Origin of the sequence: Olivibacter sp. CPCC 100613 (genome assembly GCF_036959255.1) — a bacterium.
In the GTDB taxonomy this organism is placed as follows: Bacteria; Bacteroidota; Bacteroidia; order Sphingobacteriales; family Sphingobacteriaceae; genus Olivibacter.
On the sequence record NZ_JAWMTI010000016.1, the window covers coordinates 1 to 13,502 of the forward strand.

Annotated in this window: 9 protein-coding genes, 1 tRNA gene and 1 rRNA gene; 7 read left to right on the forward strand and 4 right to left on the reverse strand. The window is 38.6% G+C overall.

From position 1 onward, the window contains the following. The 5 genes from rrf to recA form a co-directional block, all read left to right on the forward strand. Positions 1–74, forward strand: a 5S ribosomal RNA gene (gene rrf / locus RYH73_RS26745); the annotation flags it as partial. Between the two features lie 190 nt (positions 75–264). Then, complete coding sequence (locus RYH73_RS25815) at positions 265–1,911, forward strand: S8 family peptidase (RefSeq protein ID WP_335316322.1); 1,647 nt, start codon at positions 265–267, stop codon at positions 1,909–1,911. Between the two features lie 50 nt (positions 1,912–1,961). Beyond that, positions 1,962–2,165 (forward strand): hypothetical protein, encoded by a 204-nt coding sequence (locus RYH73_RS25820; RefSeq protein WP_335316323.1) that lies wholly within the window; start codon positions 1,962–1,964, stop codon positions 2,163–2,165. Positions 2,166–2,319: 154 nt separating this feature from the next. Beyond that, on the forward strand, positions 2,320–2,985 hold the full coding sequence (nth, locus tag RYH73_RS25825; RefSeq protein ID WP_335316324.1) for an endonuclease III: 666 nt from the start codon (positions 2,320–2,322) through the stop codon (positions 2,983–2,985). A gap of 71 nt (positions 2,986–3,056) precedes the next feature. Further along, positions 3,057–4,073, forward strand: a complete 1,017-nt coding sequence (gene recA / locus RYH73_RS25830) for a recombinase RecA (protein ID WP_335316325.1) — start codon at positions 3,057–3,059, stop codon at positions 4,071–4,073. A gap of 311 nt (positions 4,074–4,384) precedes the next feature. Here the strand turns inward: recA and tsaD are convergent, their stop codons facing one another. After that, the gene (tsaD, locus tag RYH73_RS25835) at positions 4,385–5,389 is read right to left on the reverse strand and encodes a tRNA (adenosine(37)-N6)-threonylcarbamoyltransferase complex transferase subunit TsaD (protein WP_335316326.1); all 1,005 of its coding nucleotides are present in this window, start codon (positions 5,387–5,389) and stop codon (positions 4,385–4,387) included. Positions 5,390–5,474: 85 nt separating this feature from the next. Between tsaD and RYH73_RS25840 the strand changes: the two genes are divergently transcribed. Beyond that, positions 5,475–9,836, forward strand: a complete 4,362-nt coding sequence (locus tag RYH73_RS25840) for a translocation/assembly module TamB domain-containing protein (RefSeq protein WP_335316327.1) — start codon at positions 5,475–5,477, stop codon at positions 9,834–9,836. A 56-nt stretch (positions 9,837–9,892) separates the two neighbouring features. On the opposite strand, the gene RYH73_RS25845 is transcribed toward RYH73_RS25840, so the two are convergent. The 3 genes from RYH73_RS25845 to RYH73_RS25855 form a co-directional block, all read right to left on the reverse strand. After that, on the reverse strand, positions 9,893–11,107 hold the full coding sequence (locus RYH73_RS25845) for a bifunctional 3,4-dihydroxy-2-butanone-4-phosphate synthase/GTP cyclohydrolase II (RefSeq protein ID WP_335316328.1): 1,215 nt from the start codon (positions 11,105–11,107) through the stop codon (positions 9,893–9,895). A gap of 66 nt (positions 11,108–11,173) precedes the next feature. After that, complete coding sequence (locus RYH73_RS25850; protein WP_335316329.1) at positions 11,174–12,658, reverse strand: LptF/LptG family permease; 1,485 nt, start codon at positions 12,656–12,658, stop codon at positions 11,174–11,176. A 151-nt stretch (positions 12,659–12,809) separates the two neighbouring features. Then, the gene (locus tag RYH73_RS25855) at positions 12,810–13,187 is read right to left on the reverse strand and encodes an START-like domain-containing protein (RefSeq protein ID WP_335316330.1); all 378 of its coding nucleotides are present in this window, start codon (positions 13,185–13,187) and stop codon (positions 12,810–12,812) included. 106 nt (positions 13,188–13,293) lie between these two features. Here RYH73_RS25855 and RYH73_RS25860 point away from each other — a divergent pair. Beyond that, a tRNA-Met gene (locus RYH73_RS25860) sits at positions 13,294–13,367 on the forward strand. Positions 13,368–13,502: the final 135 nt, after the last annotated feature.

Consider the following 13,502-nt stretch of genomic DNA (forward strand, 5'->3'; position numbering starts at 1 on the left):
CCGAACAGAGAAGTTAAGCCCGCCAGAGCCGATGGTACTGCAGTAACATGTGGGAGAGTAGGTCGGTGCCGATCTTTACAGGAAGGCCGGAACGTGAAAACGTCCCGGCCTTTTCCGTTTACAGATTTTTACTGAAATGCCCTCCATTTTTTCCACTCCTTATTCTTTTTTCCGATTCTTTTCATTTGTAATAAGATTTTTATTCCAATAACTTTCCGTCTAAATAAATAGTACTATTTTTATTAAATACATAAGTTTTTATTCATGAACACCAATAGAATGCCTTTTCTCCCCTTAGTCTTTATTAGCCTCTTCTCCTTTAATACCTATTCACAAACAAAAAAAGCGAAAGATAATTGGCAAAATCTCGATTTGCAAGTCGATGGTGTCCCAGGTATAAGTACGGAAAGGGCTTATAATGAATTATTGAAGGGAAAGCATGGAGTTCCGGTTAAGGTAGCAGTAATTGATGGGGGGGTTGATGTTGAACACGAAGATTTGAAGGAGAAAATTTGGTTGAACAGTGCGGAGATCAGCGGCGATAGTATCGATAATGATTCAAATGGTTATATAGATGACCTTCATGGATGGAATTTTATTGGCAATAGCAAGGGTGAAAATGTGCAATATGATAACTTGGAAGTCGTAAGATTGGTTAGAGAACTACATCCAAAATATGTTTCCGTATTGCCAACAACACCGTTAGGTGAGGATGAACGTCGAAAGTTTTTAGCTTATCAGAAGATGACGACCGATTATATGAGTAAATTACAGATTGCTCAGCTAACAGAACGTGTTATAAATGCGTTTAAACAACAAGTAGATTCCATCGTTAAAGATATAGGAAAGGAAAATCCAACAATGGATGACTTTAAGCGTTATGAACCCAAAAGTAAGGCTGCACGGAAAACCTTATCCATGATAGAAAAAGGTATCCGTGAAGAAAGCGATTATGGGAAATTTTATAATGATCTTACGGAAGGGGTGAAACATTACGAAGCAGAAGTTAATTATCACCTGAACATTGATTATGATCCGAGAAAGATTGTAAGCGATCATTATGACGATAGTAAGGAGCGATATTATGGAAATAATGATGTGAAGGGACCGGATGCTTTGCATGGAACCCATGTGGCCGGTATCATTGCTGCTGATAGAAATAATGAAAGAGGAATTAAAGGAGTTGCTGATCGGGCTGTAATTATGGCGTTGCGCGTGGTACCCGATGGTGATGAGCGTGATAAAGATGTTGCTAATGCTATTTTCTATGCCGTTGATAATGGAGCGAAAATAATTAATATGAGTTTCGGAAAAGCATATGTTAAGGACAAACAGATCGTGGATAGTGCCGTAAACTATGCGATGAAACATGACGTCCTTATTATTCATGCGGCGGGAAATGAAGGACAGGATAATGACTCGAAACCAAATTACCCCAATAGAAATTATGTGGATAGTTTAGGTCTGAATAAAGGCATTGCGGAGAATTGGATTGAAGTAGGAGCTACAGGCTGGAAATATGACGAGACATTAGTTGCTGATTTTTCTAACTACGGCAAACGTACGGTGGATGTTTTTGCTCCCGGTGTAGCTATTAATTCAACAGTGCCGGGTTCTAAATATAAAGAAGAACAGGGTACAAGTATGGCGGCTCCGGTGGTAAGTGGTTTGGCGGCGATTATACGATCTTATTACCCTCATTTGACAGCTTCCCAGGTTAAGAAAATTATATTTGATTCGGTTGTAAAGCCAACACACCGTGTGAAAATTATACAAGATAAAAGTAAGAGAAAAGTATTGCTTTCAGATATCAGTGTAACAGGTGGTATTGTAAACGCATTCAATGCGTTGAGGCTTGCCGAAGACTTTGTAGAAAAACATGAGCAGCCTGAAAAGCTACACAATATGTGAACAAATTCAGCGTTAATAAATTATATCTTCAAAACATTAAAATATAATCTATGGTAGAAACTTTTACATCCAAAATTTTAGATAGCCTTGCGAATGATACTTCTTTATATGGTGAAGTATCGATTAATGCAGAGGAGAAGCTTTTCTATGCGATGCTTCAGCAACCATTGGATACGATCTTAGTAGATCCTTCCCGCGAGAGCGTCGAAGCTATTTTAACTTTCTCGAAACAACGTAATAAAACTACTTCTTAATTATAGGCGTTTAGAAATGTTTATAGTAGGAACTAGGAGCCATCCATAGGAAGTAAGTTTTTATCGTTATGTCGCTTATCACTTTGATGCGTGAATAGGATTAAAAACTATTGTATCGGATTGGTTAAGTGAGGATTTTATTATAGGTTTGCTTATGCTTAAAAAAGATCGTTTTCGAGAATTTGTTGCCTATTTTTCGTCACATAATCCAGATGCCCAAACTGAACTTCACTATAGCAATGCCTTTGAATTATTGGTGGCAGTGATTTTGTCTGCCCAGTGTACGGATAAACGAATTAATCAAGTTACCCCTAAGTTATTTGATCGTTTTCCAGATGCAGAAACACTAGCGGCCGCGTCAGTTGATGAAGTGTTCACTTATATTCGGAGTGTGAGCTATCCAAATAATAAAGCTAAACATTTGGTAGGTATGGCGAAGATGCTTCTTGATACGTTCAATGGTGTTATTCCATCAGCTATAAATGAATTACAAAAGCTACCTGGCGTAGGTAGAAAGACGGCAAACGTGATTGCTTCGGTCATTTACGATGCCCCTGCGATTGCCGTAGATACACACGTTTTTAGGGTATCAAATCGAATTGGTCTAACCAATCAGGCAAAAACGCCTTTGGCAGTCGAGAAACAACTAGTTCAACATTTGCCGAAACAAACGCTTGCGATAGCGCATCATTGGTTAATATTGCACGGGCGTTATATCTGTGTAGCGAGAAAACCCAAATGTGATGAATGCCCAATTACTTACTTCTGTAAATATTATGAGAAAGTATATCTAAAAGGGACGAAAAGCACTGATAAATAAAAAGGGTGCAATATGCTAACATATTTAGTATTTTTAAAATAATTTACCTATATTTGATTAAAATTTTGGAGATGAGTAATCAAGATAAACTAAAAGCTTTACAGCTGACGCTGGATAAATTGGAGAAATCATACGGTAAGGGTACTATTATGAAGTTGGGTGATTCGGCGGTGGAGCCAATCGACTCAATTTCAACGGGGTCCTTGGGTTTGGATATAGCGTTAGGAATTGGTGGTGTACCTAAGGGCAGGATCATTGAAATTTATGGTCCGGAATCTTCCGGTAAAACGACCTTGGCCACGCATATTGTGGCGGAAGCACAGAAAAAGGGTGGAATTGCGGCTATTATAGACGCTGAACATGCCTTTGATAAATATTACGCACGAAAGTTAGGAGTCGATATTGAGAATTTGTTGATATCTCAACCCGATAATGGTGAGCAAGCACTGGAAATTGCTGATAACCTTATTCGTTCGGGTGCCATTGATGTCATTGTTATTGATTCTGTAGCAGCTTTAGTTCCTAAAGGTGAAATTGAAGGAGAGATGGGGGATTCCAAGATGGGCCTACAAGCCAGGCTTATGTCTCAAGCACTCCGAAAATTAACAGGAACTATTTCTAAAACAAATTGCTGCTGTATTTTTATTAATCAATTACGTGAGAAAATTGGTGTAATGTTCGGAAATCCGGAAACAACGACTGGAGGAAATGCACTGAAATTTTATGCATCTGTACGCCTGGATATTCGTAGAACCTCTCAGATTAAAGATTCGGATGAAGTGTCGGGAAATAGGGTAAAGGTAAAGATTGTTAAGAATAAAGTGGCACCTCCGTTTAGGATAGCGGAGTTCGATATTATGTTTGGGGAAGGTATATCAAAGGTTGGTGAGATCATCGATTTAGGAGTTGATTTTAATGTGATCAAGAAATCAGGATCATGGTTCAGTTATGGAGATACGAAATTAGGTCAAGGACGTGACGCTGTGAAAAACTTGTTATTGGATAATCCTGATTTAATGGAAGAATTGGAAACTAAAATTAAGGAAATGGTATCTCCTGAGAAATTAGAGGAGCATAATGCCGATTAATTAATTTATCGTATAGGTTTTTAAGGTGATGTGGTGATAACCCCATCGCCTTTTTTATGTAATAATAAATTGTTTAGATCGCTAACGATCAGTTTCTTCATATTTTTGCCTATCCAATTCACTTTTGCTTGCTTTCAAGGAAGCGGCAATAGCAAAAACTACAAGTATTATTAGGACGATTATACCAAAAATACCTTTTCTTTTGTCTTTTCGCATTAACCATACTAGTAAGACGATCAGAGGAATGGCGAAAATGCCGAAAAAAAATAAACTTGGAGCTCCCATTATGTATAAATATACTGAGAAATAGCCTAGTTGCTTACGTTCCAGCGAGCAAGCGGGGCGATTTCCTGTGAAACAAAATCTTGACTAAGGTATTTATAATATCCAGCGATTGCAATCATGGCCGCGTTGTCCGTACAATATTCGAATTTTGGTATGAAAACATTCCAGTGCTCTTTTTCCGCAAGCGACATAAGTGAACTCCTAAGACCCGAATTGGCTGAGACCCCCCCTGCAATGGCTACATCAATTACTTGAAGATGATTGGCCGCTGATTTTAATTTCTTTAATAGAATGCTAATGATACGATGTTGAACAGAAGCACAGATATCATTTATGTTCTCTTCTAAAAAACTTGGGTTTTGTTTTATATTTTGTTGCACGAAATATAAAATGGATGTCTTTAAACCACTAAAGCTAAAGTCAAAATCTTTGATTTGAGGTTCGGGGAAAGTGAAACGTGGAACCCCCTCTTTTGCTAACTTGTCTACTAACGGTCCTCCGGGATAAGGTAGATTCAAAATCTTTGCGGTTTTGTCAAAAGCCTCCCCGGCAGCGTCGTCAATGGTTTGACCAATTAATTCCATTTCAAAATAATCCTTTACAAGAACAATTTGAGTATGTCCACCGGATACCGTTAAACATAAGAAAGGAAAACTTGGTTTTGGAGCGTCAATAAAGTGTGCTAGTATATGCCCTTGCATATGGTTGACCTCTATAAGTGGAATATTCCGAGCAAGAGCAAAAGCTTTTGCAAAGGAGGTACCGACAAGTAGCGAACCAAGTAATCCCGGGCCTCTCGTAAAAGCTATGGCATCTATCTCATTTTTATGTATTTTTGCCACGCGTATAGCTTCGCTAACCGTAGGTATGATGTTTTGTTGATGAGCCCTTGAAGCTAATTCAGGGACAACACCACCGAATTTTTCATGTACGGTTTGATTCGAAATAATATTTGACCGTATTTCTCCGTCTATACAAATAGAGGCCGACGTTTCATCACAGGAGGATTCGATACCGAGAATGGTTGCCAAAGCACAGATTGTTTAATATTTTAAATGCAAATTTATTAAAAAAGCAGCAAAAATAATACTTTATATTTTTACCGGTGTATTCGTATTGCTGGTAAGTATACTGTTTGCTTTACAGTTCAGAGCGGTTCAAACTTATTTTGCTCAGCAGCTTGCTTCTTATTTATCGAATGAACTTCATACGAAGATCAGCATTGACGAAGTGTATTTAAAACCTTTTTCTTCACTGTCGCTCAAAAACCTTTACATAGAAGATTTATCACATGATACCCTGCTTTTTGCGCAGGAATTAACGGCGGGTATAGATTTGGAAAGTATCCGATCGAAAGAGGTTACGATTAAGGACGTCATATTATTAAATAGCCGCTTTTATTTAAAGAAGAATAGCGATTCTATTAGTAATTTGGCTTTTATTGTTAATTACTTCAGCACTCCAAAAACGTCGAAGAAAGAAAGTTCATTTAGGATTAATCTGAATGGCCTACAACTTAAAAATATTCATTTCAAATATAGAAACGAATTAATAGAACGTCAGGTTGAGGGTATTGACTTTAATGATGTCGATATTTTAGGGCTACACGGAGATCTTTCAAATATTGATTTCAAAAACTACTTGCTTAAAGTGGACATAAAAGGGTTGAGGTTTAAAGAAAAAAGTGGTTTTGAACTTAAAAGACTAGATGCCTCTTTCAACATGGATAGTACTTCCATGAATTTTGAAAAACTTTTTGTAGAAACCAATAGGAGTAGGTTAGGAAAGCGACTTCAATTTAAGTATTCCGATCTAAGGGATTTTGCTAATTTCACAGAGCGTGTGAAAACTTATGCATTGATGGAAGATACCCGTGTCGATTCTCGGGATATTGCCTTTTTTGCACCCAGCGTGAATCAAGTTGTCTTTAGTGTTGGTTTAAGCGGAAGCTTAAGCGGTACGCTTAGAAACTTTAGAGGTGAGCACCTGTTACTTAAAATGGGAAAAGCGACTTATCTGCGTGGTAATATAAGCGTTATCGGACTCCCGGTGATTGAACACACGACGTTTGACTTGAACCTAGAGCAATTTGCTACGATTAAAGCGGACTTAGAACCCTCCATCGCAGGCTTTAGTGGACAAAAGGATTTTAAATTGCCTGCAATATTGGAAACGTTGGGAAACGTTAACTATACAGGTAAGGCTAAGGGATTTTACGATGATTTTCAACTTGATGGAAGTTTAAAGACGCTCCTTGGTCAAATAGAGGCGAAAGGGGGGATTAAATTAAAGGATGAAAATTCATACCAAGGAAGCTTGAAAACGGATCACTTTAATCTCGGCAGTTTGTTGAACAATAGACAAATCGGACCAATCTCATTAGAGGCAACGGTACAGGGTAAAGGTTTTACCTTGGATGAATTAAGTGCTCATTTAAAGAGTCGGATTAGTGCGATTACTTACAAAGGAAAGAGCTATCAGAATATACGTCTAGATGGGGCGATGAATGCCAAAACACTGAATGTGGAAGCGGATATCAACGACCGGAATCTTAACTTACAGGGAGAAGCTATTATTGATTTTCGAGATTCGGAAACTTCCTATGATTTTTCGGCCCGTGTTGAAAAAGCTAATCTCTTCGAGATGGGATTGCTTAGAGATTCGCTGCAGGCAGAAGGACAAATACGTGGTAAGTTTCGGGGGAATAACGTGAATACTATAGTAGGCGATGCTCGTTTACATCGTATTGTGTTACGAAAACCTTCTTCTTCTATTGCTGTCGATTCTGTTGTCTTGTTAGCGGAGGGAGCGCGCGCAAATCGCAGAATTGCTGTGCAATCTGACGTGCTTGATGCAACTATGAATGGGGAGATTGATCTGGCCTCTTTTTCATCTTACTTTAAATCTGTAGCCAAGCGCTATTTACCGTCATGGAATATCGAACCGAAACCCAGCAGGCAAGTGTTTGATATTGCACTTAAGTTAAAGCGATCCGAACCCTTGCTCTTATTGTTTGCACCCAGTGTTAAGATTCCTGACACCATGGTGGTGAACGGTAAATTTTCTACAGTGGATAGTATAGCTAATTTAAATGCATATATCCCCTTGTTGGAAGTGGGTAAAATTAAAGTGAAAGATGTAATTGTTGACGGCGTAGCCATGGACGAGTCGCTTAATTTAACAGCGACAGCTGACCAACTGAATGTAACCGATAGCCTTTATGTAAAGAACATCAATGTCGCCAATATTCTAAGTGATGATAGTTTGCGTTTTAATATGAAATTATCGGATGTAGATGCTAAAAACCAATTAGATTTAAATGGTTTAGTTGAATTTAATGAAAATGAGGCAGCGACCCTTAGCTTATTACCTTCCAATGTAGTAATCAATCGTGAAAATTGGAAGCTTGAGGAAAGGGTGAATTTTGATTTCCATGGTGGCAATGTACACATTAATGGTTTTGAACTTGCAAATGGAGAGCAACATGTAAAAGTTGACGGGCTTATTTCTAAAAATGAAGAGGACGTGTTAAGTGTGTCCTTTGATAAATTTAATTTGACGACACTTGCTGGAATAACGAATCCGTTGGGAATTGAATTGCAAGGTAAATTAAATGGTGATTTCCAACTTTTTTCATTATTGAAGAATCCCTATGTCTCGGCTGATATTAATTCTTCTGATATTTACTATAATGGACGGGAGATTGGCGATATGACACTTACCGCTAAAATGGATCCGACGAGTAAATTAGTCGGAATGAATATGGAAGTAAATCGGCAAGAAACAAAGACACTGGCTATTACCGGATCATACGATGCAAAAGCACGCGAAAATAGCTTGGATTTAATAGCAAATTTAGAAGACAGCGAAATAGTACTTTTTGAACCCTTTCTCAAGAAACTGGTATCGGATTTAGCAGGAACGGTGTCGGCAGGTATCCGTATCAAAGGGACGCCTTGGAACCCGGTTATAAGTGGGGACTGCGATTTTAAGAATGCAAGTTTCACCGTAAACTATCTCAAAACTCGCTATACAATCAACGATCAAGTTGAGGTGAACAATAGTTCTATTGAACTAAAAAATCTGAATATACTTGATAAAAATAATAACCAAGCGATAGCAAACGGTTCTGTTGATATGAGTAATCCACTGGATCCTGTTATCGATGTTCGGGTCAGCGCCAAAAATTTTATGGTGTTAAACACGACTGCGAAGGACAACCCACTTTATTATGGCATCGGTATAGGGACCGGTGATTTTGTGTTTAAAGGTCCTACCAGCAATATGGATATCGATATTAAGGCGGCGACGGAGGAAGGGACTAGCTTTAATATACCCTTGAACGCATCAGGGACAGTTAGTGAAAATGATTTTATCACTTTTGTTTCTAAAGATTCAACCTTCAGTGAAACGCGAAGCTCTTATTTTGATGGTTTAACCCTTCATATCGATTTAAATATCAGCCGAAACGCTCAAGCAACCATTATCACAGACCTTGGTAAACTATCGGGAGTAGGTAATGGAAATTTAACCATGAATATCACCAGTTTAGGGGATTTTGAGATGTTTGGCGAATACGTTATTTCGCAAGGGAAATTTACGTTTACAGCACAAGACTTCATTAACAAAATCTTTGAGATTAACCGCGGAGGAACTATTCGTTGGACGGGAAATCCCGCCGAAGCATTGATCAATCTAACGGCCATGTATGAGGTTAGAACAAGCGTTAGACCCCTTTATACAGCAGCGGGTAGGCAGGGGACTGATCAGCGCGTTGTGGCACAGGCAGAAATGATTTTGGCAGGAAATCTCCTTCATCCCGAAATTAGTTTTGCCATTGATTTCCCAGTGGATTCTTATGTAAAGGATGAATTGCAAAGTTATCTCAGTGATGCAAACAATGTAAATCAACAGGCCTTAAGCTTGATCGTCAGAAGGAGTTTTGCCCCGGGAACGGGAACGGATTTAACCACAGAACTTAACAGCACCTTCTTAAGTGCAGGTACCGAGTTGGCATTCAATCAACTGAATAATATCATTTCACAATCTTTAAATTTAAATTTTGTCGACTTTAATATTCGTTCACTTAATGAAGCCAGTGCATCGATTCGCTTACTGAATAATCGACTTATATTAACAGGAGGTATCACGGATCGTCGTAGTCAGTTAAACGATCTTAACGTATTCGGAAATCAGGTTGCCAGTGATGTTGAAGCCTTATACTTGATCAGAAAAAATGGTAATTTGTTGTTTAGAGCCTCCAATCGGCTAAACAACCGTAACTTTTTGAATCCGACCGATGAGTATGTCAGTGCTTTCGGATTGGTTTATAGACAGGATTTTGACACACTGGGGGAATTCTTTAAGCGTATGTTTATGTTAAATCGTAAGAAACAAGAGGAGGAAGACGAAGAAAATCCAAAAACGATCCCTGAAAAGGAAGAGAGTACTTCGATCAAAGGGTCAAAGGTAAACTGAAACAACTGGCTTGCGCCTCATTGCCCTAGCTTACCTTTGTTTATCAATTCAATTGATTACGTGTTTTTCATAATGGTATGTCCCATTTTATCTCTTTTGGTGCGAAGATAGAGCTCGTTGTGCTTATTCGACTGAATCTCTAAAGGAACGTTTTCAACAACTTCTAATCCATAGCCGACTAAACCTGCTCGTTTCGTGGGGTTATTTGACATGAGGCGCATTTTTGTAACACCTAAGTTGCGAAGTATTTGTGCACCTATACCATAATCCCTTAAGTCGGGGCTAAAACCCAGCTTAATATTGGCGTCAACGGTGTCGAGTCCATTTTCTTGAAGGTTGTAGGCGTGTAATTTGTTGATTAAACCAATGCCGCGGCCCTCCTGATTCATATATACAATGACCCCTTTACCTTCTTGCTCGATCATTTCCATGGCCTTATGCAATTGCGGCCCACAATCGCAACGACATGATCCGAAAATGTCTCCTGTTAGACAAGAGCTATGCACTCGAACTAGAATGGGTTCATCGGATTCCCAAGAACCTTTAACAAGCGCCAAATGCTGTTCACCGGTATTTTTTTGCTTATAAGCTACCAAGTTAAAATCACCCCATTCAGTAGGCAGTTTAACAGATACTTCCTTGTTGATTAAAGAGTCTTTAGTTAACCGATACTCAATTAGGTCTTCGATGGAGATAATTTTCAAATTAAACTTCTTGGCAACTTCGATCAAATCGGGAAGCCTAGCCATTTCCCCGTCTTCTTTTAGAATTTCAACCAAGACACCTGCTGGTTCCAAACCCGCTAAACGCGCTAAATCAACAGCGGCTTCCGTATGACCTGTTCTTCTTAACACACCACCATCTTTTGCTATGAGCGGGAAAATATGTCCGGGGCGACCCAGTTCTTCCGGTTTAATAGTAGGATCGATTAAAGCCTTAATAGTTTTGGAGCGGTCGGACGCTGAAATTCCGGTTGTACATCCATACCCTTGTAGATCGACCGATACGGTAAAATTGGTTTCATATACAGCGGTATTTTGCCCTACCATTGGCTTCAATTCAAGTTCCTGACATCGTTGCTCTGTTAAGGGAACGCAAACCAGTCCTCTGCCATGTGTAATCATAAAGTTAATGACTTCTGGGGTGGCCTTGCTGGCAGCTGCTATAAAATCTCCTTCATTTTCGCGGTCTTCATCGTCTACGACAATGATAACCTTACCTGCTTTAATATCTTCGATCGCTTCTTCGATCGTGTTTAGATGAAAATCCATTCGTGTATTGTAATGTTACGTAATGCAAAGATAAGTGTGTTTATGTAGACCTCTATAATGAGAGCGTCATGTCTTTTGAACAGGCTGTTTCCGACCGAATTTCTTTTGGAATAGTTTTCCAAGTTTTCCAAAAAACCTGTTGATGGCTAGTTTATAGCTTTCCACGTCGAAAATAGACGAATCGGTTGCAGCTTTATAGGTTAAAAATACGCCGAGAGGTGTTAAAACAATGATGGCTGTCCAAGTTCCTAAAACAGGATCAATATTCCCCTCCTTAGCTGATTTCTCCGCGACGGTAGAAATAATATGGTAAATGAGAAAGAATATAATAGCCATTACGACAGGCAGACCTAAACCTCCTTTTCGAATAATGGCTCCAAGTGGAGCGCCAATAGAAAATAGTAATAAGCAAGAGACTGCTAAGGTGAATTTTTTGTGATACTCCAAAATATAGCGAACAATAGACAGATCAAAATCTTTATCAGATTTTGCTTTCATGTCCAATACCTCTTTAATGTATCGGATATCATTGAGTGAATTATTAACAGCGACAACGCGCTTATCGGCAGGAATTATTTCTTCAAATGATTGACTATAGTTTTTTAAAGCTCCACCTGCTGTCGCTGGCTTGTTTTGAGCCGCTTGATAACTGTTGAATATTTTATAGTTCGACTTAATCTCATTGAAAATTTTCCCTCGAATACTATCGAGCATTTTTGTCGTAGAGTCGGTATAATAACTAAGTTGCTTCAAGTTAAGCATCATCGAATGACTTTTGAAAAGATCTTCATCTGTTCTTTTCATCTGGAAGGTGGACATATCAAACTTTTGTTCTGTTTGATCGAAATAATAACGAGTAAACTGTTGTCTTGGATTGTAAGAGCGATCGCCGGCAGTTGTCTCTTCATAGCGAACACCGTCCTTCAGCTTTAGGATCATATAGTTGTTATCACGCGAGTTGTACATGACACCTTCTTTTGCCAATAATACGTTCGTTCCTCTTGAGATGTTACCATGTTGATAAATAATCAGATTATATAATATGGTACCGTCCTTGCTTTTGTTTCGCGCACGAATAGAATAACCCGGTATGCTGCTGTTAAAGATCCCATCCTTAATTAGAAAATCAGCTTTTTTATTTCTTACATCATATAAGAGTGATCCCATTTTTAGATTAGTGACCGGAAGAATATAATCACTAAAAAAGAAAGAACCAATACTGATAAGGCTAACAAGAATAATAAGAGGCATCATGGCTTTACGAAGAGAAATGCCTGCGGCCTTTATGGCAACTAATTCATAACTTTCGCCTAAATTACCAAAAGTCATGATGGAGGATAAAAGCATCGCTAAAGGCATTGCCATTGAAATCTGAGCGGCTGAGGCATACCATAAAAGTTCTAAGATCACATACCACTCGAAACCCTTGCCAATAAGGTCGTCAATGTACTTGAATAGAAATAACATTAACAACACAAACATTACAATGAAAAATGTGACTATAAAAGGTTTAAAAAAAGCCTTTAATACCAGTACGTGAACCTTTTTCATTGAATAAAATAATTTGCTGGCTTAACGATGTTAAAGCTCCGGTATCTCTCAGCTAAGATATGTGCTAGAAAAACAACAAGCCAATAACCTTTCTCCATCTATACTCGCCCTCAATTTGATTGCAGCGAAATCTTTTACAAAGTTACGAAAATTATGCACCAAGTACACTTAAAAGATATTTAATCTGATTGTTCCATATCAGTTTTCTTTCAGCTTCATTCTCCTCAGCAGCAAAGTCGGTAATGGCGAGCGCCACGTCATTTGTTAGTTCATCCTGCAAAATTTCCAATTCAAGATAGTAAGGGGTATCGTCTAACCAAGCGAACTTTACACTCTTGTTTTCACGGGCCGTCAGCAATTTAGCAGGGTGCGTTTCATCGTCCCATACGAAATGATATTTGTTGTCCCGATATATAACGTCATCGGCAAACCATTGCGCTAACCCATTTGGCTCACTTATAAACGAGTATAATATTTTAGGAGAAGATTTTATTTCATATTCCAACTGCATTTTCCTTTTTTCTGCCATAATGGTTTAGGATAATAATTGTGTTCTAAAATACTTTTTTAACTTTTTTTCTAAAGAAAAGGAAAATAAACTATATTTGCAAACCCAAACGAGAAAGGGTAAAAATGGCGGGGTAGCTCAGATGGTTAGAGCGCAGGATTCATAACCCTGAGGTCGGCAGTTCGATCCTGCTCCCCGCTACGCGTTTTAAGTCGAAAAACACAAAAGCCTGCAAATATTTATTTGCAGGCTTTTGTGTTTTTCGGCCGGATGGTGTTCATGCTCGTATATTTAGCTGTAGAATGTAGTGATGGTTTAAGGCCTCACTCAAACATG

Coding starts and splice junctions, on each gene's coding strand:
- RYH73_RS25815 (WP_335316322.1), top strand. CDS start 265: ATGAACACCAATAGAATGCCTTTTCTCCCCTTAGTCTTTATTAGCCTC.
- RYH73_RS25820 (WP_335316323.1), top strand. CDS start 1,962: ATGGTAGAAACTTTTACATCCAAAATTTTAGATAGCCTTGCGAATGAT.
- nth (WP_335316324.1), top strand. CDS start 2,320: ATGCTTAAAAAAGATCGTTTTCGAGAATTTGTTGCCTATTTTTCGTCA.
- recA (WP_335316325.1), top strand. CDS start 3,057: ATGAGTAATCAAGATAAACTAAAAGCTTTACAGCTGACGCTGGATAAA.
- RYH73_RS25845 (WP_335316328.1), bottom strand. CDS start 11,107: ATGGATTTTCATCTAAACACGATCGAAGAAGCGATCGAAGATATTAAA.
- RYH73_RS25850 (WP_335316329.1), bottom strand. CDS start 12,658: ATGAAAAAGGTTCACGTACTGGTATTAAAGGCTTTTTTTAAACCTTTT.
- RYH73_RS25855 (WP_335316330.1), bottom strand. CDS start 13,187: ATGGCAGAAAAAAGGAAAATGCAGTTGGAATATGAAATAAAATCTTCT.